The organism is Streptomyces griseus subsp. griseus (genome assembly GCF_003610995.1).
Classification (GTDB): Bacteria; Actinomycetota; Actinomycetes; order Streptomycetales; family Streptomycetaceae; genus Streptomyces.
This window is the reverse complement of sequence record NZ_CP032543.1, coordinates 2,431,503-2,450,583: the sequence shown is the minus strand read 5'-3', so window position 1 is coordinate 2,450,583 and position 19,081 is coordinate 2,431,503. Positions and strand designations below refer to the sequence as shown.

Sequence of the window (19,081 nt, the reverse complement as noted above, 5' to 3'; positions counted from 1 at the left end):
GCGCGGCCCGTCCCGGCTCAGGCCGCGCGGCCCGGGCGGGCACCGTCATCCGGGTCCCGGGTGGCGGTGAGCCGCGACTCCAGCTCCGCCAGACCACTGGCCAGGGCCCGCCGCTCGGCCGGGGGCATACCGGCGATGGCCTCGTGGAGCATGGTGTCGCGCCGTTCGCGGATGCGGCGCAGATGCCGCTGCCCTTCGGCGGTCAGCCGGAGCATCACCTCGCGGCCGCTGTCCGGACAGGGCGCGCGCTCCAGGAACCCGATGGCCTGCAGCCGGTCGCACATGCGGCTGACACTCGGCGGGGCGGCGGCCAGCAGGCGGCACACCGTACGCATCCGGACGCTGCCCTCCCGGTCGATCACGTACATCAGACGCAGCTGCGAGGTCGACCCCGGCGCGGCTTCGCGCGCGGTGGCGTTCCGGGCGCTCTCCCACAGGACGTCGAGGAGTTCGGTGATGCTGCCCGCGGACGCGGCCGTCCGCCGGCAGCCCTCGGTCTCCTCGCGGCGGGTCATGACGGGCCGTCGGTCGGTGCTTCCGCCTGCGACGCCTCCGTACCCCGCTGGGTACCGCCCTGGCCGGTCAGATGGTCCAGGGTGCCGGTGAGGCGGAGCAGCCGCTCCAGGTGGGCGGGACGGTCGTCCAGGTGGAGCCGTACGCGGGCCGCCCGGGCATGGCGGTGGATCATCAGCAGCGCGGACAGCCCCATGGAGTCGATGTGGCCCAGTCCGGCACAGTCCAGACGGAGATCGCTCGCCCCGGGGCGAGCCGCGAGCCGGGCCGTCACATCCCGCACGAGGGTGTCGGCGTTCTCATGGTCGAGATCGCCGTGCAGGGGTATGTGCAGTCGGTTCTCGCCGGCGGCCGTGGTCTCGGCCGCCGTGTCGGGGCGCGGTGTGGTGGTCATACGGTGTTCCCGGCGGAGTGGAGGGTGGTGAGGGTGTGGGCGCCGCGCCGAAGCGTACGGACGGCCCGGGGGAAGTCCTTGAGTTCCCGCTCCAGCAGATCGAGGGCCGGAGGCAGGCTGTGGGGCGGCACGCCACGGGATCGGAGGATCTGCGCGGTCCAGCTGATGAACCAGGCGAAGAGCTCCTCGTCGCCGAGGTAGAGCGAGGTGGCGAGGAACTCCACGATGTGGGCGAGATCCTCCGCCGTCCGCTCCCGCTGGGCCTCGTCGTAGCCGCGCATGGCGGGGTAGACGCTCTCCAGCGCCGTGAACACGTTCCGGACCACGGCGCCGCTGCCCCGGGTGACCAGGGTGTACTCCTGGTCCACCAGATGCGGCAGGTCGTCCATCTGCTGGTGGTCCAGCTGCGGGCGGGGCAGCGGGCCCGCCGCGAGCCGGTCGGCCGCGGCGCGGGCGTCGGGCGCCCAGGCGTCCGCACCGAGCAGCTCGGCGTAGACGCCGCCGGGCCCGAAGGCGGCGCCGCCGACGATCACGGGGACGCCGATGGCCTGACAGGCCGTGATCGCCGCGTGCGCGGTGGGCAGCCTGGTGGCGATCGAGCTGGAGAGGGCGACCGCCTCGGCATGGGTGCTGTGCAGATGCGCGATGAGATGCGGTGCGGGGACCTGGGCGCCGAGGTAGTCCACCTGCCAGCCGCGCAGCTTGAGCACCTCGGCCAGCAGCCGGGCCGGCAGGGCGTGCCACTCCCCGTCCACGCAGGCCACCGTGATCCTGCCCCGGCTGACCCGGGCGCGGGTGCGGGTATGCAGGCCGATCGCCGTGACCGCGCGCTCGTTGATCGCCGTCGCGGCGTGCTCCTCGGCCACGGAGAACCGGTTCGCGGCCCACTCCGCGCCCACCCGCCCCTGAACCGGTGCGATCACGTCGAGCAGTACGCTCTCCGGGTCCGCGCCGCCCTCGACGGCGTCCAGCACCACGTCGGTGGCCGCCCGCTCGTCGGCGACCGAGACGGCCTTCCACAGATCCTCCGCCGCCTTCTCCAGGGAGGCGTGCCCGTCCTCGGTGCGGCCGCCGGGTTCCGGGGCGGCGCTCATCCGGTGAACCGGCCTCGGGTGTGCCCGTCCACCGCCGTCAGGTGGTGCGTCCGGGGTGCGGAGATCACCACGACGGCCATGTCGTCGTGGCGCCGGGTCCCGAGCCACTGCGTGGCGAGCATCTGCACATGCTCCACGATGCCCTCGGCGAGCATCCCGGCGCACGCCGAGAGGGCGCGGCGGAGGCGTTCCTGACCGAACTGGACGTCCCCCATCGGTCCGCCCTTCGCCTCGGTGATGCCGTCCGTGTACAGGACACAGGACTCGCCGGGAGCGAGGGTGACGGCGACGGTGCGGGACTGGATCTCGGGCAGGGCTCCCACCAGGGTGCCGCTGGTGTCGGCCTCCTCGACCGTGCCGTCCGCGCGGACGATGAGCGGGGGCGGATGCCCCGCGCTGGTCAGCCTGAGGTGCACCTCGTTGGCCCGGCGCTCGGCGGAGGCCAGGACCAGGGTCGCGAACCGTGTGTGGTGCGAGTTGAGGAGCGCGGTGTTCAGGAGGCCGAGCATGCGCTGGTGGTCGTCGGAGAGCGGCAGCAGGGCGTGCAGGGTGTTGCGGATCTTGCCCGCGAGCACGGCGGCGTCCAGCCCCTTCCCGCACACGTCCCCCAGGGTCACCAGGGAGGCCTCGCCCTCCGCCGACGCCGGGTGCACGTCGTAGAAGTCACCGCCGATGCGCTGGTGGTCGGCGGAGGCCCGGTAGCCGCCGGCGAAGTCCACGCCGTCCACCTGGTGCAGGGCCGGGGGGAGGAGCTCGCGCATCAGGGTCTCGGAGATCGCGGTCTGCTCCGCGTAGAGGCGGGCCGCCGACATGGCCGCCCCGGCCCGTGCCGCGAACAGCCTGGCGAAGACCTCCTCGCCCTCGTCGAAGGGGACGCCGCCGTCCCGCCGCAACAGGATCAGGGCCCCGGCCGGGACGCCGTGCCCGGGGAGCGGGGTGATCACGACCGAACCGACCGGCCCGAACCCCTCCGGGACGATCCACTCGGGCGCGGACGCCGGGTCGATCCAGCGCGAGGGCACCGGCGGGAAGCCGCGCAGCGCCTCGCCGAGGCCGGGCACCTCGTCGGGGTCCGCCTGCACCTGCGAAAGGACCGGGGCACCGCCGCGTACACACGTCACGACGGGCAGATGGCGTCCGCGGGACGGGGCGATGGCCAGCGCCGCGTCGGCGAGGCTGTCCGCCGCCAGCTGCGCGGTCACGTCCATGCACCGGGCCAGGTTGAGGGAGGAGAGCAGCGTGTTGGAGGCCTGGGTGAGGAAGGCGGTCCGCTCCCTTTCCAGGCGCAGAGCCTCCCGGGCCACCCGGTGATCGGTGTCGTCGATCAGCCACCAGGCGATCGACCCTTCCTCGCGGATCATGGGATGGGCTTCGACGTGCTGGTCCCCGACGGCGCCGCAGAGCGGTTCGTCCGGCCCCGGCACGGTGCCCGGCGCGGGGAAGCGCAGTGCCCGGTGCGCCGTCGTCAGCCACTGAGGGGCGACCCGCGCCAGGGCGGCGCCGGGCTCGGCCTCGGGCAGGAGGGACGCGGCCGGTTCGTTGCGCTGCGTGATGCGGCCGTGCGGGTCGACGACCAGCACGGGGTACGGAGCGGGACCCCAGTGGAGGCCGCGGTCCGTGGACCTGACTCGACGTACAGGAGTGGAAACCAAAACCTAGGACCCGCTGCGCGAATCCCTCACCTCTTCGACTCGGCGGACAGTTGCCTTCGGGCAACGATCCCTGATGAGGCCCGTAAAGACAACCGGCACCCTCTCAGTCGCTCGTTCCGCCGGTGTCACGGGGGAGCCCGAGCAGCGCCTCGTCCAGGGATCCGGCCACGGTCAGATGGCGTGAGACTCCGGTCACGTCGAGCAGCAGCCGAACGCTGGGGTGCAGCGGACCCGCCACGACGAACCCCCGGCCCGCGGCCAGGTGCTGTGCCCGGCCCCGCAGCAGCGAGTCCAGGAAGGAACTGTCCGCGAAGGTGACGCCCGCGAGGTCCAGGACCGTCGCCGACGGGCACCGCTCGTCCACCTCGTCCCAGGCCGCTGCGAACAGGTCCCGCTCGTCGATGTCCAGCTCTCCGACGGCCTCGACGACGAAGACACTGCCTTCCTCGCGCACTCGGACGTGCGCCCGCGATCTCCATGACATCCCGCCATGGTCCCATTCGGCCCGCCGGAGGTTGTCGGGTAGTCCGCGATGCGGCCGCCCGGACGGAGCCGAGGGGCCCACGGAGGCCCCTCCGCACGAAGAAGGGCCCCGGTCCGAAGACCGGGGCCCTTCCCTCAGGGTGAGTAACGGGACTTGAACCCGCGACATCCTGGACCACAACCAGGTGCTCTGCCAGCTGAGCTATACCCACCATGTCGCCCGGTCGTTTCCGACCGGCCGAGAAAAAGTGTACAGGGTCCGGGAGGGTGCTTGCGCCCCCGTTTCCCGGGGCCGGTCCGCGGGCGTTCGCACGCCCGTGACCAGCGGTTCTCTATGGTGTGGTGCGGACCACGTGGCGCGCCGCGATCTCCTTGGCGCGCTCCGAGTCCGGGCCGGGCTGCGGGACGAAGACCGCCTCCCGGTAGTAGCGGAGCTCCGCGATGGAGTCGCGGATGTCCGCCAGCGCCCGGTGGTTGCCGTTCTTCTCCGGGCTGTTGAAGTACGCCCGGGGATACCAGCGGCGGGCCAGCTCCTTGACCGAGGACACGTCCACGATCCGGTAGTGGAGGTAGCCCTCCAGGTCCTGCATGTCCCGCGCCAGGAAGCCGCGGTCGGTGGAGACCGAGTTTCCGCAGAGCGGGGCCTTGCCGGGCTCCTTCACATGCTCGCGGACGTACGCCAGGACCTGCTCCTCGGCGTCGGCCAGGGTGGTGCCCCCGGCCAGCTCGTCGAGGAGACCCGAGGTGGTGTGCATCTGCCGCACCACCTCGGGCATGGTCTCCAGGGCCGCGTCCGGCGGGCGGATCACGATGTCCACCCCGTCGCCGAGCACGTTCAACTCCGAGTCGGTGACCAGGGCGGCCACCTCGATGAGTGCGTCGTCCGTCAACGAGAGCCCGGTCATCTCGCAGTCGATCCACACCATGCGGTCGTTCATGCGCCCCACCCTACGGGGCGCTCCGCTGTCCCGGCAGGGCCGGGCGCCCGGGAACGTACGCGTCGGGGACCGGCAGCGAGTGCTCCGAGGAGCCCGCCGACGCCGATACGGAGACCGGAGCGCCGGAGGGCACCGGGGTGCCCCTGCGGCCGGACGGCGAGCCCTGGCTGGGCACGACCGTCTCCAGCACCGTCGCGGCGCTCTCCGCCACCCCCTGCGGACGACGGGCCCGGTAGGCGGCCCGGTACGCGGCGGGGGAGGAGCCGAGCTGGCGGCGGAAGTGCCCGCGCAGCGCGACCGGTGAGCGGAAGCCGCAGCGGCCGGCGACCTCGTCGACCGAGTAGTCGGAGGTCTCCAGCAGCCGCTGTGCCTGAAGCACCCGCTGGGTGATCAGCCACTGGAGCGGTGCGCTCCCCGTGAGCGAGCGGAATCTGCGGTCGAAGGTCCGCCTGCTCATGTAGGCGCGCGCCGCGAGCGTCTCCACGTCGAACTGCTCGTGCAGATGCTCCAGCGCCCAGGCCACGACCTCGGCGAGCGGGTCGGAGCCGATCTCTTCAGGTAAAGACCTGTCCAGGTAGCGCTCCTGCCCGCCGCTGCGCCGCGGCGGCACGACGAGCCTTCGGGCGAGTGCGCCCGCCGCCTCCGTGCCGTGGTCGGTGCGGACTATATGGAGGCAGAGGTCGATACCCGCCGCCGTACCGGCGGAGGTCAGCACATCGCCGTCGTCCACGAAGAGTTCGCGCGGATCGACGTGCACCGACGGATAGCGCTTGGCCAGCGTCGGTGCGTACATCCAGTGCGTGGTGGCGGGTCGGCCGTCCAGCAGTCCGGCCGCCGCGAGCACGAAGGCTCCCGTGCACAGGCCGACGATGCGGGCGCCCTCCTCATGGGCGCGCCGCAGCGCGTCCAGTGCCTCGGCGGGCGGCGGCGAGGTGATCGACCGCCAGGCGGGCACCACCACGGTGCCTGCTCTGCTGATCGCCTCCAGGCCGTACGGCGTGGTCAGTTCGAGTCCACCCGTCGTGCGCAGCGGTCCGTCCTCGCCGCCGCAGACCAGCAGGCGGTAGCGGGGAACTCCCGCGTCCTGCCGGTCGATTCCGAAAACGGAGAGCGGGATGGAGCTCTCGAAGATAGGGCCGCCGCTGAAGAGCAGCACGGCAACGACTTCCCGGCGTCGCCGCCCGGTCAGCTTGCGTGCGGCCTCCGTCGCGGTGGCGGAGTCCTGGCTCATGACGCTAAGCCCCCCTCGGTGTTCGCGTCTCCCTGGTCCTTACGGGCCTGCCGCTCCTGCACGTTTCCCCTCGGTTTCGCACGTTTCCCCAGTCCCCGATTTTCAAGATCGAATCTACTGCGTCGCGTGGCCCCGCCGTGACACCTTCCCCCACCGGCGCTATGTCGATAAGGAAACGTGGCGTGAAGCGTTCGATCACGAAGCGTTTCACCCGCGAAGCGCACAGGGAAGTGCCCTTCGCGAAGGTGGCCCGTCCGCGTCGGGTGAAAGCGTACCGCGCGGTCTCTTCCTGCCTGGTGGGTGGTGGGCTGTCCGGCCATTCCGGGAAGGGTTCGGCCAGTAAGTGAAGTTGGCTGAAAACAAACGGTTGCGTGCGCTGGTTCCAGTCACGCCGGGCGCACAACTTCCGTCTGGCGACCGCCCCGGTGCGCTCCCCGCGCCCCTGGGGTGCGTGGCGCGTTCGGGCCACCGGGGCGGAATGTGACGGGTCGGCGGGGTCTCTCCGGGTCTCAGGGCCGGGTGAGCCGGATTACCGACCGCTGGGTCACGGGCGCCGAGAACCGGCGGGACCGGCCGCAGCCCCGGCGCGCGCCTCTCCCCCGGGGGGTTTCGCGGCCGCCGGACGCCCCGAAAACAGGGCGGTCGCCCTCGTCCGGCCCGCCCGAAGGCCCGTGTACGACACAACCGGCATTGCCATACGGGACCGCCTCGGGCATGCTCCCTCCAACGTCACGCGTGCTTTTGCGGGGGTCTGGGCAGCTGAGGAGTGACGCCGTACCCTTGGGGGTATGGGGTCGGGAAGATGATTCCCGGACAGAGCCACATTCCAGCTGACGCACCTCTCGAAACCGCTCCCTTCTCACGAGGATTCTCTTCGCCGAGACACCGATGGCCGGTCACGAAATCCCTGAACCCAAAGACCGCAAGCAGGTAGCCGACCCCCGGTCGGAGCCGCGGACGGTCGAAGAAGGACGCCATGCGTGCGATCCCGCCTTCCGGCACGGAGTGGTGGTCGGCTTCGACGGCTCCACCTCCAGCGAGCGGGCCCTCGCCTACGCGATCGGCATGGCCGGCAGATCGGGCTCCGGCCTGATCATCGTCCACGTCGCCAACCGGCTCCCGACGACGGTCTGGGCGGGCTGCGAGCCCCCCGTCTTCGTCGACGTCCCCGACCACCGCACCGAGGTCCTCGGCCTGGAGCTGGCCTGCGCGGACTACCTCTCCGACGTCCCCTGGGTGCTGGTGGAGCGCGGCGGCGACATCTGCCACGAGCTGGAGGAGGTCGGCCGCGAGTATTCCGCCGACGCCATCGTCGTCGGCTCCACGCACGGCATCGTCGGCCGCATCTTCGGCTCGGTCGCGGGCCGCCTCGCCCGCCGCGCCCAGCGCCCGGTCGTCGTCATCCCCTGAACATCCCCTGGAAAACTCCTGACGCGCCGCCAGAAGGCGCTGTCACACCACGAGTCGGGCCCCGCACCGTCAACACGACGGTGCGGGGCCCGACCCACCCGCGCAGTGACGGCTACTCGACCGTGACCGACTTCGCCAGGTTGCGCGGCTTGTCGATGTCCCGGCCCATCGCCAGGGCCGTGTGGTACGCGAAGAGCTGGAGCGGGATGCCCATCAGGATCGGGTCCAGCTCGTTCTCGTTCTTCGGTACGACGATGGTGTGGTCGGCCTTCTCCTGGACCTGGTGTGCCACGGCGAGGATCCGGCCGCTGCGCGCCTTGATCTCCTCCATCGCGGCCCGGTTCTTCTCCAGCAGATCGTCGTCCGGCACGATCGCCACGGTCGGCATCGCGGGCTCGATCAGCGCGAGCGGGCCGTGCTTCAGCTCGGAGGCCGGGTAGGCCTCGGCGTGGATGTACGAGACCTCCTTCAGCTTCAGCGAGGCCTCACGCGCCACCGGGTAACCGCGCACCCGGCCGATGAACATCATCGACTTGGCGTCCGCGTACTCCGCCGCCAGCCGCTTGATCTCGTCCTCGCCCGCCAGGATCTCGCTGATCTGCTCCGGCAGCCGGCGCAGCCCGTCGATGATCCGCTTGCCGTCGGCGACCGACAGGTCCCGGATGCGGCCCAGGTGCAGGGCGAGCAGCGCGAAGGCGACCACGGTGTTGGTGAAGCACTTGGTGGAGACCACGCAGACCTCGGGGCCCGCGTGGACGTACGTACCGCCGTCGGCCTCCCGGGCGATGGCGGAGCCGACCACGTTGACCACACCGAGGACGCGGGCGCCCTTGCGCTTCAGCTCCTGGACGGCGGCCAGCACGTCGTACGTCTCGCCCGACTGCGAGACCGCCACGTACAGGGTGTCGGGGTCCACGACCGGGTTGCGGTAGCGGAATTCGGAGGCCGGCTCGGCGTCGGCGGGGATGCGGGCCAGCTCCTCGATCAGCTGGGCGCCGATCTGGCCCGCGTGGTACGAGGTGCCGCAGCCGAGGATCTTGATCCGGCGCACCCCGCGCGCCTCCCGGGCGTCCAGGTTGAGGCCGCCCAGGTGCACGGTGGAGAACCGGTCGTCGATCCGGCCGCGCAGCACGCGGTCCACGGCGTCGGCCTGCTCGGAGATCTCCTTGTGCATGTACGTGTCGTGGCCGCCCATGTCGTACGACTCGGCCTCCCACTCCACGGTGGTCGGCGTCGCCGTCGTGGTCGAGCCCTCCGTGGTGTACGTACGGAAGTCGTCGGCCTTCAGGGTGGCCATCTCGCCGTCGTCCAGCGTGACGACCTGGCGGGTGTGGGCGACCAGGGCGGCGACGTCGGAGGCGACGAACATCTCCTTCTCGCCGATGCCGAGGACGACCGGGGAGCCGTTGCGGGCGACCACGATGCGGTCGTTGAAGTCGGCGTGCATGACGGCGATGCCGTACGTGCCCTCGACGTGGCGCAGCGCCTCGCGGACCTTCTCCTCCAGGGTGTCCGCCTGGGCGCGGGCGATCAGGTGGACCAGCACCTCGGTGTCGGTCTCGGAGAGGAAGACGACGCCGTCGGCGGTGAGCTTGGCGCGCAACTCGGAGGCGTTGTCGACGATCCCGTTGTGGACGACGGCGACCTTGTTCTCCGCGTCCAGGTGCGGGTGGGCGTTCTCGTCACTGGGGGCGCCGTGGGTGGCCCAGCGGGTGTGCGCGATGCCGGTGGTGCCGGCGAACCGCTTGGGGACCTTGGCCTCCAGCTCGCGGACCCGGCCCTTGGCCTTGACCATCTTCAGCGTGCCCGGCTTGCCCGCCGCGGCCTTGCTCGTGATGACGAGGCCCGCGGAGTCGTAGCCCCGGTACTCCAGCCGCTGCAGGCCTTCCAGCAGCAGCGGCGCAACATCACGCTTTCCGATATATCCGACGATCCCGCACATGGATTCTCTGCCCCTCCTCGACGTACACGTACCTGCATGCGCTCGGCGCCCCGCACGGGCGCCCGGTGATCCGCCGCAGCTGGATCAGCCGTAGACGATGCGGCGCAGCTGGCGGAGCGAGAGCTCCGGCGGCGCCACGGCGCGGTGCGGCAGCTCGGCCGCGATCCGCTCGAAGATCTCCGTGTTGACCAGGCCGCCGGACTGCAGTTCACGGTGGCGGCGGCGGACGAAGTCGTCGGTGCTCTCGTCGAAGTACGCCAGCACGTCGAGGATCACCCGGGCCGCCTCGCCGCGCTGGAGCGCGGTGGAGCGTACGAGGTGGTCGATGAGGTCGTCGTGCGACGAGCGGCGTTCAAGCACTCGTCGATATTGCGTGCCGGAGCGCCCTTACGCAAGAAATCTGCCCGATATCGGGCAGGAGGGGGGTAGAGGGCTGCTCGAATCGGTCACATCTGGCTCACGCCCGGCTCACATCCGGCTCAGGATCGCCTGCTTCGCCGTGCTGAACTCCTCGTCCGTGAGGACCCCGGCCCGGTGCAGCTCGCCCAGCTCCCGCAGCCGCCGCAGAGTTACGTCGTGGTCGTCGGCGGCCGGTGCGGACGCGGGCGCCTTGGTGAGGGCCGGGGCCCCGGCGGTCGCGGCCACGGCCGTACGGGCCTGCGGCAGCCGGGCCAGCACCGCCGCCGCGACCACCACCGCCGTGTACTCCTTCTTCGACATCCCCCACAGCTCCAGGGAGCACGGGTCGTACTTCGGCGGGGCCGAGACCGGTCCGTCCACCGGCTCGAACCGCAGATAGCCGTTCTCCAGGCCGATCGCGGGCAGCCAGCGCACCCCCGCGATCCGTGCCAGCGGGAGGGTCGCGGGTCCGCTCGCGGTCTTGGCCTCCTCCGCCTTCCAGTTCCAGGTCAGCCGCACGGTCTCGCCGTCGAAGGAGGCCGTGCCGTCGCCGCCCCCGCCGGAGACCGGCAGCGAGGGCCCGGGCAGGAGGAAGCGGCCCACCGGGCCGTCGGGGACCTGTTCGATCAGCAGCGCGTTGCGGACCTCGTCCACGAAGTACTCCGCCACCCCCGTGCGGTCCTTCTCCACGGTCAGGACGTACGGGTCGGCGCCGTCCTTGAGGCGCCCGTCGGCGGCCCGCAGCACCGGGCAGGCGCCACCGCGCAGCCGGAGCCGCAGACGGCCGCCCTTGCGGTCCGGCTCGAACGAGATACCCGCCAAGGCCTGTACGGGGACGGCCAGTTCACCCAGCGCCAGCCGGACCGGATGCGCCTTGCCGCCCGGCACGATCCGTACCGTCTCCCCGTCGAACGTCCACGTGCCGTCGCGCTGGATGATTTCCGCCATGGCGGCGATTCTGCCAGCCGGGCCCGGGGGAGCGGGCCGCCGAGGTGGTGCCGGGCGGCTCCCCGTACGCCACACCGCCACGCCTCCGACCAGGGTGCCCGGCCACTCCGGCGAGATAGGGGGATCGGCCCGGGCCGGGCCGGTGAGGGGAGAGGTGAGCGCCCGGGGGACCGTCCCCGGGCGCTCACCGGCCTGTGCGGACCGCTCAGAACTTGGCGATCGGGTTCTTCAGCCGCCCCACCAACTGAAGTGCCCCAGCGGGGTCGTTGAGGTCGACCATCTGCTGGTTGTCGCGCAGCTGGAGGCGGTTGAGGCAGGACAGCGCGAACTCCGGCTCGAACAGGTCGTACTGCCGGAACTTCTCCGCGAGGTAGGGCACCGACTCCTGATAGCCGCGTACGCACGCGGCGACCGTCCGCCAGAAGGTGTCCTCGTCCAGGACCCCTTCGGTGGCCAGGCCCGCGCCCAGGAAGCGGAAGAAGCAGTCGAAGACGTCGGTGAAGACCGAGAGCAGCTTCATGTCCTCCGGGACCTCGGCCCGGATCCGGTCGACCTTCGGCGGCAGCACCGCGTCCGGGTCCATGACCGCGATCTCCTCGGCGATGTCCTTGAAGACCGTGCGGGTGACGACCCCGTCCTCGACGACCAGGATCACGTTCTCGCCGTGCGGCATGTAGACCAGGTCGTAGGCGTAGAAGCTGTGCAGCACCGGGACCAGGTAGGCGTCCAAATAGTGCCGCAGCCACACCTGCGGGTCGAGTCCGGACTCCTCGATCAGCGCGGCGGCGACCGAACGGCCCTCGTGGTCGGTGTGGATGAGGGAGGCCATGGTGGCGACCCGCTCGCCCGGCTCCAGACCCGCGACGGGGCTCTCGCGCCAGAGCGCGGCCAGCATCTTCAGATACGGGGAGCCCTTGGCGGTGGCCGCCTCGTACGCGCGGTGGTGGTAGCCGATCGCGGCCCGCTCCCGGATGATCGAGAACCGGGCGGCGGTCAGCAGGCCGTCGCGTTCGATGAGCCCGGCCAGCCAGTCGTTGATGGCGGGCGTGGCCTCCATGTACGCGGCGGAGAGGCCGCGCATGAAGCCCATGTTCAGGACGGACAGGGCCGTCTTGACGTAGTGCTTCCCGGGGTGGTCGGTGTTGAAGAACGTCCGGATCGACTGCTGGGCCAGGTAGACGTCCTCGCCCTCCCCGAGCACCACCAGACGGCGCTCGGCCAGCTCACCGGCGAAGGTCACGGCGAGCTTGTTCCACCACTGCCAGGGGTGGACGGGCAGCAGGAGGTACGCCTCCGGGTCCAGCCCGAGCGAGCGCAGGGTGGCGGCGAACCGCTCCCGGGTCCCCTCGCTCAGCTCGTCCCCGACGAGTGTGTCGTAGTCGAGTCCGGCGCCCGCGGTGAAGGTGGCCCGGTCGCGGCGGGCGGCCAGCCAGACCAGCCGGATCGGGGCGGCGGCCTCGGGGGCGTACGCACGGTACTCGTCGACCCCGAAGCCGAGCCGGCCGTTGTTGGCCACGAAACAGGGGTGGCCCTCGGTCATCCCGGTCTCGATGGCCTGGAAGCCGGCGGCGACGAGCTGCCGGGAAGTGGCCGGTTCCTTGGTCAGTTTGTAGGCGCTTCCGGCCAGAGTGGAGGAGATCTCCTCCAGATAGACCGGCAGGATGTCCTCGGTCAGCCCGAGGGCCACCCGCAGTTCGACGAAGAACTCCAGTGCGTCGAGAGGAACTTCGGACCCGTGCCGGAGGCGCGTGATCGACTCGGCCTCGATCTGCCAGTGGTCGAGCGCGAAGAGGCGTGCGGTGAAACGGTACTCCGTCCCCGCGTCGTCGCTACGGAGGGTGTAGCGGTCCTCGCCCAGGGGAGCAGGGGCCAGCAGCCGTTCGTGGCTGAATTCCGCCAGTGCTTTGCGGACCAGCAGTCGGTTTGCGGTGGCCCAGCGCCCCGGGGAGAGGTGGGCGACGCTGTCGGTGAGGGCGGTCGTCATCGGTCGGTTCCTCCGGTTGCTGCTTCGAACTGCTCGCGGGTGCAGGCGCTGAGCAGCGCGTCCTTCTCCGGTTTGGCGATCTCCCGCAGGACCTCGAAGCCGACGGCCTTGTTGAGGGCCTGGACGGCGCTGTTGGTCACATCGGGCTCCACGACGACCCGGCGCACCGACGGGTCGGCGAAGAGGAACTCCATCACGGCGGTGATCACGGCCCGGGTGAAGCCGCGCACCGGGGTCTCGGTCGGCGCGACCAGGAAGTGCATCCCGACATCGCCGGGCTCCGCCTCGTACAGACCCTTCAGCTCGACCTCGGTGGGGTCGTACCTCTCGATCAGGAACGCGGGCTCACCGCCGTGCAGGCCGATGAAGGCGTCGTGGTGCGGATGGGCGGCGATCGCCCCGTACTCCCGCTCCACGTCCCGGAGTTCCGCCCCGCCCATCAGCCAGAACGCGGCTTTGGGGTGGGTCACCCAGCCGTGCACCAGCTCGGCGTCGGCGGAAGCGTCCAGCGGGCGGACGGCGAACTCGCCGAGTTTTCCCGGCGTTCTGTCGCGGTGGGGGCGGTTCATATCGCGAACTCCTGGAAGGCGATGGACTTTGCGACCGGGTAGTGCTCTCGGCCGAGCAGTTCGCCGATGATGTACGCGTTGCGGTAGGCACCCATGCCCAGGTCGGGCGAGGTGATCGAGTGGGTGTGCACCCCGGCGTTCTGCAGGAAGATCCCGCGTCCGGTGGTGTCGATGCTGTAGTTGCGGGCCACGTCGAAGCGGCCCCGGCTGTCGTGGCGCAGCCGGTCCTGGACGGGGTGCAGGAAGGCGGGCGCCTCGTAGCAGTAGCCGGTGGCGAGGATGAGCCCCTCGGTGGTGAGCTGGTACTCCTTGCCCTGCTCCTCCTGGCGCAGCCCCAGACTGTAGGCGCCACCCTCCTCGTCGTAACGCGCGCTGATCAGAGCCGAGTTGGTGAGCAGCCGGGTCGGCACCGGGCCAGGCAGGTTCTTCTGGTAGAGCAGGTCGAAGATCGCGTCGATCAGCTCCCCGTCGATCCCCTTGAACAGCCCCTTCTGCCCGGTCTCCAGCCGGTAGCGGGTCTCCTCGGGCAGGGCGTGGAAGTAGTCGATGTACTCCGGGGAGGTCATCTCCAGCGTCAGCTTGGTGTACTCCAGCGGGAAGAACCGCGGGGAGCGCGTCACCCAGTTGAGCCGGTAACCGTAGGTGTCGATCTCGGAGAGCAGGTCGTAGTAGATCTCCGCCGCGCTCTGCCCGCTGCCGACCAGGGTGATCGACTTCTTCCGCTGGAGCTCGGCTTTCCCCTCCAGATAGCGGGAGTTGTGCAGGAAGTCCCCGCCGAGACCGTGGCAGGCCTCGGGGACGTACGGCGGTGTTCCGGTGCCGAGGACCAGGTGGCGGGAGCGCAGGACGGTCCCGGCGGCGGTGGTCACGGTGTAGAGCTCACTGCCCTCGTCGTACGTCACCGCCTCCACGGTCTCGTTGAACCGGATGCTGCTCAGTCCGGCGGCGGCCCAGCGGCAGTAGTCGTTGTACTCGGTCCGCAGCGGGTAGAAGTTCTCCCGGATGTAGAACGAGTAGAGCCTGCCGCGCGCTTTGAGGTAGTTGAGGAACGAGTACGGCGAGGTCGGGTCGGCCATGGTGACCAGGTCCGACATGAACGGCGTCTGGAGATGGGCCCCTTCGAGGAACATCCCGGAGTGCCACGCGAAGTCCGGCTTGGATTCCAGGAAGACACCGTTCAGTTCGTCGATCGGCTCGGTCAGGCAGGCCAGTCCGAGATTGAACGGGCCGAGCCCGATCCCGATGAAGTCGTGGGGGTCAGGAAGCGCGGTCAAGGGAGTCTCCCAGGTACTTCTCGGCGTGGCCGGAGATCAGGTCGAGGACCGCGGCGATGTCCTCCACGGTCGTCTCGGGGTTGAGGAGGGTGAACTTCAGGTACTGGCGGGCGCCGACCTTGGTGCCCGCGACGATCGCCTCACCGGAGGCGAACAGCGCCTTGCGGGCGTGGAGGTTGGCGCGGTCGATGTCGTCGGGGGAGGTGACAACGGAGGGGATGTAGCGGAAGACGAGCGTGGAGAGCCGCGGCTGCACCACCACGTCGAAGCGCGGGTCGGCGGCGAGCAGCTTCCACCCCTCGGTGGCCAGGTCGCAGACCTCGTCGAACAGCTCGCCGATGCCGTCGGCACCCATGACGCGCAGCGTCATCCACAGCTTGAGCGCGTCGAACCGGCGGGTCGTCTGGAGAGACTTGTCGACCTGGTTGGGTATCCGCTCCTCGGCCATCCGGCGCGGGTTCAGATACTCCGCGTGGTACGTGGCGTGGCGCAGGGTCGCCCGGTCGCGGACCAGGATCGCGGACGAACTCACGGGCTGGAAGAAGGACTTGTGGTAGTCCACGGTCACCGAGTCGGCGTGCGCGATGCCTTCGAGGAGACCGCGCCGCTCACGGGAGGCCAGCAGCCCGCAGCCGTACGCGGCGTCCACATGCATCCAGGTGGCGAACTGCTCACAGAGCGCGGCGATCTCGGGCAGCGGGTCGATGGAGCCGAAGTCCGTGGTCCCGGCGGTCGCGACGACGGCCATGGGCACGGCACCCTCGGCGACGCAACTCTCCAGGGCGCGGGCGAGGGCCACGGCCTGCATCCGCTTGTTGCTGTCGACGGGGACCGGGACGACCGCGTCCGGTCCGAGGCCGAGCAGCTTGGCGGACTTCTGCACGCTGAAGTGGCTGCACTCGGAGGTGAAGACCCGCAGCCGGGTGTGGTGCTCGGGCCGGGCCTTCGCCTCCTCGCGGGCCAGCAGCAGGGCCTGGAGGTTGGACTGCGTACCGCCGCTGGTGAAGACGCCGTCGGCGGCCGGTCCGAAGCCGATCCGCTCGGTGGTCCAGTCGATCAGCCGGCGCTCCATGAGGGTGCCGCCCGCGCTCTGGTCCCAGGTGTCCAGGGAGGAGTTGATCGCGGAGAGCACGGCCTCGCCGAGGACGGCGGGGATGACGACCGGGCAGTTGAGGTGGCCCAGGTAGCGGGGGTGGTGGAAGTAGACGGCGTCCCGGAGGTAGACCTCGTCGAGCTCGTCGAGGGCGGCGGTGGCGTCGCCCAGCGGCCGGTCGAGGTCGATCGCGTCGACGACGGTGGAGAGCTCGTCGACACCGACCCCGCTGAAGGGGCGCTCGCTGACGGCGAGTTTGGCCGCGACCCGTTCCACTCCCGCGGTGACGGTACGCCGGTAGTGCTCCGCAGTCGTGTTGTTGAGCAGGTGCGAACGCATGAGGGGGTCCTCCCGGGTGAGGGGAACTTCATCGCGTCCCTCCGGGCAGGGAAAAAGGGGACGAGGGGCGCGATGTCGAAGTAAGGTTAGCCTAACCTAACTCGATCAGCGATTGTCCCTCGCCCCGGCCCCCGCCCCCCGGGGTTACTCCGCCTCCCCGGCCCGCGCGATGCTCTCCGCCCGCAGTTGCTCCTCGCTGAGCCCGCGCCGCCAGTACCCGACGAAGGTGACACGCTTACGGTCGAAGCCGCGCTCCTGGACCAGATGGCGGCGGAGCGCCCGCACCTCGGAGGACTCGCCCGCGATCCAGACGTACGGGGTGCCCTCGGGCAGTTCGGCGGCGCGCACGGCCGCCACGGCGGGCGGGGCGCCCTCGCTCCGGACGAGCCAGCTGATCCGGGCCTTGGCGGCGGTGTTGAGGGCCTGCCGGTCCTCCGTCTTCGGCACCTCCAGCCAGACCCGGGCGGGCGTGCCCGGGGGCAGCCACTCCAGGGCGGCGGACGCGGCGGGCAGGGCCGTCTCGTCGGCCCAGATCAGCACCCAGTCGGTGTCCGCCGGTGGCCGGAACCGTACGGAGGTGTTGTCCTCGACCGCCGGCCCCAGCACCTTGAGCCGGTCGCCCGCCGTCGCCATGAGGGCCCACCGGGAGGCCGGGCCGCCGTCACCGTGGAGCGCGAAGTCGATGTCCACCTCGGTGGAGCCGTCGGCCTTCACGCGCTGGGCCCGCACGGTGTACGACCGCATCACCGCTCGAACGTCCTCGGGCAGCGCGCGCCATTTCGGGTACCAGCCCCCGTCCTCGCCCTCCGGCACCACGGCCTCGCTCTGCCCGGGGTGCGGCAGGAAGATCGACAGGCTCTGATCGCGCCCCCCGGCCCGGAACCCCTCGGCCCCGGGCCCGCCCAGGGTGATCCGGAGCATGGAGGGGCCGAGCCGCCTGACCCGCAGAACGGTCAGGTCGAAGAACCGGAACGGGGCTACTTGGGGAACGGCGGCAGTCGTCGTCAACGAGGGCTCCTCCGGGAGGGGCAGGAGCGGCGGGCGGACGGGCCCGGCTCCGGCGAGGGCAGTCCGAAGGAAGGTTAGCCTAACCTTGCTAGGTGGTCACGGTGTCGTCGCCGGTCCTACACCCCGAAGTCGGCGCGGCAGGCGTCGAGGCCCTCCACGGTGACGTCGACGCGGCGGTGCTTCTTCCACCGGGCCCGGTCCAGCCGCAGCCGCTGCATGGTGGTGGCCTCCCCGTGGATCACCTCGATCTGGAGGCCGTCCGGCTCGTACCCGAGCCGCCGCGAGACGCCGAGCGAACCGGCGTTGTCCGTCCTGGCCTCGGAGACGGCGTACCGCGCACCGAGCCCGTCGAAGGCCAGGTGGAGGGCGGCGGCCCGCATCTCCGTCCCGATGCCCTGCCCCTGGTGGGGCAGGCCGAGCCACGACCCGGTCAGCGCTTCACGCCGTACGCCGAACTCCCGGCCCATCACGTCCTGCCGCCCCACGACCTTGCCCTCGTGGAGGACGGCGAGGGAGAGGTGCCAATCCCGGGGCGACCACCCGGCGATCGTGCCCAGCACATGCTGGTAGGTGGCCCGGCCGACCTCGTCGGGCTCGCCGTCGGTCCACGGCACGATGAACGGCATCCGGTCCGGGGCGTGCACCCCGCCGGCGCCTACCGAGGCCAGCTCGTCTAGGAGGTCCTCGTCGGGAAGGCGCAGTTCCAGGCGGGGTGTACGGATCCGGAGCCCGCGGAGGGGCCAGTATCGGTGGCTCATGCGGGGACTTTGCCGGACGGTGGGCCGGGTTGTCGAACGGGTTCCGGGGCGGGGCGCCGGGCCCCGCGTGAGGGCTTCCGGAGCGGCGGCGCAGCCCGAAGGTGCTGACGGCGGTGGCGATCAGGGCGGCGGCCGGCGGGACGACGAGCGCCGACCGGTAGCCGTCGAGGAGGGCGGTCGCCGAAGTCCTGTCGGTGGCACCGATGTTGACGGGTGCGACGGAGGACAGGCCGAGCGCCGCACCGAACTGGAAGGAGGTGTGGAGCGGCCCGCCCGCGACGCCCTGCCCCGCCTCGGCGATGCCGTCGGTGGCGCGGTGCCAGGCGGCCGGGACGTGCGTGGCCCGCTCCGCGCCGAGGACGAGAGGCGGGATCCCGACGGTGACGGTGACCGCTCCGCCAGGTCGACGCGCTGCCCGGCCCGGTCCGGGCAGCGCCAGTCGGTGGCGGAGAGAAGCCCACCGACGACCAGGCCGATGGAGAGACCGCCTGTCGCGGTACCGGCAGACCTCGATACGCTCGTACGGAAGACGAGTTACCGAAGTGCCGGTCAGTTCTCTCTTGTAACCACTCGAAGCGTGCGGCACGCTGGGGAGCCATGGAAGAAGGCACTTTGACGTCACCGAGTGACCGCGGAGACACCGGAGTTGAGCAGGACTTCGACATCGGCAACTGGGATGTCCGCGAGGGCTGCGAGGTGCGGCAGATCCTCGACCGCGTCGCGGACAAGTGGTCGCTGCTCGCCATAGCGAACCTGGAGCGCCGGACGCTGCGCTTCTCCGAGCTGCGCCGGCTGATCGACGGCATCAGCCAGCGGATGCTCACGGTGACCCTGCGCCAGCTCGAACGCGACGGCCTGGTGCGGCGCACGGTCTACCCGGTCGTCCCGCCGCGCGTGGAGTACGAGCTCACGCCGATGGGCGCGACCCTGCACACGACGATCCGGTCCCTGGTCGACTGGACCGAGGGTCACCAGCGGGAGATCGCGAGGGCGCGCGCGGAGTACGACAGCCGCCAGGCCGAGGAGGCGGAGGCCGCCGCGTCCGGGTGACG

Annotated in this window: 18 protein-coding genes and 1 tRNA gene; 2 read left to right on the top strand and 17 right to left on the bottom strand. The window is 71.1% G+C overall.

Annotated features, from left to right (window positions below; all coding sequences use genetic code 11):
* Window positions 1-17: 17 nt before the first annotated feature.
* The 8 genes from D6270_RS11185 to D6270_RS11150 all read right to left on the bottom strand — a co-directional run bounded on the left by D6270_RS11185 (window position 18) and on the right by D6270_RS11150 (window position 6,305).
* Window positions 18-515 (bottom strand): MarR family winged helix-turn-helix transcriptional regulator, encoded by a 498-nt coding sequence (locus D6270_RS11185; protein WP_109165545.1) that lies wholly within the window; start codon window positions 513-515, stop codon window positions 18-20.
* Window positions 512-907 carry an STAS domain-containing protein gene (locus D6270_RS11180; RefSeq protein ID WP_109165546.1) on the bottom strand — a complete coding sequence of 132 codons (396 nt, stop codon included), beginning with the start codon at window positions 905-907 and terminating at the stop codon, window positions 512-514. The genes D6270_RS11185 and D6270_RS11180 overlap by 4 nt, the downstream gene beginning before the upstream one ends.
* Window positions 904-2,001, bottom strand: coding sequence for a cobalamin B12-binding domain-containing protein (locus tag D6270_RS11175; RefSeq protein ID WP_109165547.1), 1,098 nt, complete (start codon window positions 1,999-2,001; stop codon window positions 904-906). The genes D6270_RS11180 and D6270_RS11175 overlap by 4 nt, the downstream gene beginning before the upstream one ends.
* Entirely contained in the window at window positions 1,998-3,581 is a 1,584-nt protein-coding gene (locus D6270_RS11170; RefSeq protein WP_109165548.1) for a PP2C family protein-serine/threonine phosphatase, read from the bottom strand. The genes D6270_RS11175 and D6270_RS11170 overlap by 4 nt, the downstream gene beginning before the upstream one ends.
* A gap of 175 nt (window positions 3,582-3,756) precedes the next feature.
* On the bottom strand, window positions 3,757-4,137 hold the full coding sequence (locus D6270_RS11165; protein WP_109165549.1) for an STAS domain-containing protein: 381 nt from the start codon (window positions 4,135-4,137) through the stop codon (window positions 3,757-3,759).
* A gap of 138 nt (window positions 4,138-4,275) precedes the next feature.
* Window positions 4,276-4,348: transfer RNA gene (locus D6270_RS11160), tRNA-His, on the bottom strand.
* 120 nt (window positions 4,349-4,468) lie between these two features.
* Entirely contained in the window at window positions 4,469-5,074 is a 606-nt protein-coding gene (orn, locus tag D6270_RS11155) for an oligoribonuclease (protein WP_109167493.1), read from the bottom strand.
* Between the two features lie 10 nt (window positions 5,075-5,084).
* Window positions 5,085-6,305 (bottom strand): helix-turn-helix domain-containing protein, encoded by a 1,221-nt coding sequence (locus D6270_RS11150; protein ID WP_109165550.1) that lies wholly within the window; start codon window positions 6,303-6,305, stop codon window positions 5,085-5,087.
* Window positions 6,306-7,193: 888 nt separating this feature from the next.
* Here D6270_RS11150 and D6270_RS11145 point away from each other — a divergent pair.
* Entirely contained in the window at window positions 7,194-7,715 is a 522-nt protein-coding gene (locus D6270_RS11145) for a universal stress protein (protein ID WP_109165551.1), read from the top strand.
* A 112-nt stretch (window positions 7,716-7,827) separates the two neighbouring features.
* On the opposite strand, the gene glmS is transcribed toward D6270_RS11145, so the two are convergent.
* From glmS to D6270_RS11100, 9 genes are all read right to left on the bottom strand, one after another.
* Window positions 7,828-9,657, bottom strand: a complete 1,830-nt coding sequence (gene glmS, locus D6270_RS11140; protein WP_109165552.1) for a glutamine--fructose-6-phosphate transaminase (isomerizing) — start codon at window positions 9,655-9,657, stop codon at window positions 7,828-7,830.
* An 84-nt stretch (window positions 9,658-9,741) separates the two neighbouring features.
* The gene (locus tag D6270_RS11135) at window positions 9,742-10,017 is read right to left on the bottom strand and encodes a hypothetical protein (protein ID WP_003968990.1); all 276 of its coding nucleotides are present in this window, start codon (window positions 10,015-10,017) and stop codon (window positions 9,742-9,744) included.
* 108 nt (window positions 10,018-10,125) lie between these two features.
* A complete protein-coding gene (locus D6270_RS11130; protein ID WP_109165553.1) occupies window positions 10,126-11,004 on the bottom strand; it encodes a DUF4429 domain-containing protein in 879 nt (292 codons plus the stop codon).
* A gap of 205 nt (window positions 11,005-11,209) precedes the next feature.
* Window positions 11,210-12,988 carry an IucA/IucC family protein gene (locus D6270_RS11125; RefSeq protein WP_109165554.1) on the bottom strand — a complete coding sequence of 593 codons (1,779 nt, stop codon included), beginning with the start codon at window positions 12,986-12,988 and terminating at the stop codon, window positions 11,210-11,212.
* A complete protein-coding gene (locus D6270_RS11120) occupies window positions 12,985-13,557 on the bottom strand; it encodes a GNAT family N-acetyltransferase (protein WP_109165555.1) in 573 nt (190 codons plus the stop codon). The genes D6270_RS11125 and D6270_RS11120 overlap by 4 nt, the downstream gene beginning before the upstream one ends.
* Entirely contained in the window at window positions 13,554-14,831 is a 1,278-nt protein-coding gene (locus tag D6270_RS11115; RefSeq protein WP_109165556.1) for a lysine N(6)-hydroxylase/L-ornithine N(5)-oxygenase family protein, read from the bottom strand. Before D6270_RS11115 ends, D6270_RS11120 begins: the two co-directional genes overlap by 4 nt.
* The gene (locus D6270_RS11110) at window positions 14,815-16,263 is read right to left on the bottom strand and encodes a pyridoxal phosphate-dependent decarboxylase family protein (RefSeq protein ID WP_109165557.1); all 1,449 of its coding nucleotides are present in this window, start codon (window positions 16,261-16,263) and stop codon (window positions 14,815-14,817) included. The genes D6270_RS11115 and D6270_RS11110 overlap by 17 nt, the downstream gene beginning before the upstream one ends.
* A gap of 144 nt (window positions 16,264-16,407) precedes the next feature.
* The gene (locus D6270_RS11105) at window positions 16,408-17,271 is read right to left on the bottom strand and encodes a siderophore-interacting protein (protein WP_109165558.1); all 864 of its coding nucleotides are present in this window, start codon (window positions 17,269-17,271) and stop codon (window positions 16,408-16,410) included.
* Window positions 17,272-17,387: 116 nt separating this feature from the next.
* Window positions 17,388-18,029 carry a GNAT family N-acetyltransferase gene (locus D6270_RS11100; protein WP_109165559.1) on the bottom strand — a complete coding sequence of 214 codons (642 nt, stop codon included), beginning with the start codon at window positions 18,027-18,029 and terminating at the stop codon, window positions 17,388-17,390.
* A gap of 597 nt (window positions 18,030-18,626) precedes the next feature.
* Here D6270_RS11100 and D6270_RS11090 point away from each other — a divergent pair.
* Window positions 18,627-19,079 (top strand): winged helix-turn-helix transcriptional regulator, encoded by a 453-nt coding sequence (locus D6270_RS11090; RefSeq protein WP_109165560.1) that lies wholly within the window; start codon window positions 18,627-18,629, stop codon window positions 19,077-19,079.
* The last annotated feature ends 2 nt before the right edge of the window (window positions 19,080-19,081 follow it).

What these genes read in the sequence shown, in the direction of transcription:
- D6270_RS11185 (WP_109165545.1), bottom strand. Translation starts at nt 515, where the DNA reads ATGACCCGCCGCGAGGAGACCGAGGGCTGCCGGCGGACGGCCGCGTCC.
- D6270_RS11125 (WP_109165554.1), bottom strand. Translation starts at nt 12,988, where the DNA reads ATGACGACCGCCCTCACCGACAGCGTCGCCCACCTCTCCCCGGGGCGC.
- D6270_RS11145 (WP_109165551.1), top strand. Translation starts at nt 7,194, where the DNA reads ATGGCCGGTCACGAAATCCCTGAACCCAAAGACCGCAAGCAGGTAGCC.
- D6270_RS11165 (WP_109165549.1), bottom strand. Translation starts at nt 4,137, where the DNA reads ATGTCATGGAGATCGCGGGCGCACGTCCGAGTGCGCGAGGAAGGCAGT.
- D6270_RS11100 (WP_109165559.1), bottom strand. Translation starts at nt 18,029, where the DNA reads ATGAGCCACCGATACTGGCCCCTCCGCGGGCTCCGGATCCGTACACCC.
- D6270_RS11175 (WP_109165547.1), bottom strand. Translation starts at nt 2,001, where the DNA reads ATGAGCGCCGCCCCGGAACCCGGCGGCCGCACCGAGGACGGGCACGCC.
- D6270_RS11150 (WP_109165550.1), bottom strand. Translation starts at nt 6,305, where the DNA reads ATGAGCCAGGACTCCGCCACCGCGACGGAGGCCGCACGCAAGCTGACC.
- D6270_RS11110 (WP_109165557.1), bottom strand. Translation starts at nt 16,263, where the DNA reads ATGCGTTCGCACCTGCTCAACAACACGACTGCGGAGCACTACCGGCGT.
- orn (WP_109167493.1), bottom strand. Translation starts at nt 5,074, where the DNA reads ATGAACGACCGCATGGTGTGGATCGACTGCGAGATGACCGGGCTCTCG.
- D6270_RS11130 (WP_109165553.1), bottom strand. Translation starts at nt 11,004, where the DNA reads ATGGCGGAAATCATCCAGCGCGACGGCACGTGGACGTTCGACGGGGAG.
- D6270_RS11180 (WP_109165546.1), bottom strand. Translation starts at nt 907, where the DNA reads ATGACCACCACACCGCGCCCCGACACGGCGGCCGAGACCACGGCCGCC.
- glmS (WP_109165552.1), bottom strand. Translation starts at nt 9,657, where the DNA reads ATGTGCGGGATCGTCGGATATATCGGAAAGCGTGATGTTGCGCCGCTG.
- D6270_RS11090 (WP_109165560.1), top strand. Translation starts at nt 18,627, where the DNA reads ATGGAAGAAGGCACTTTGACGTCACCGAGTGACCGCGGAGACACCGGA.
- D6270_RS11120 (WP_109165555.1), bottom strand. Translation starts at nt 13,557, where the DNA reads ATGAACCGCCCCCACCGCGACAGAACGCCGGGAAAACTCGGCGAGTTC.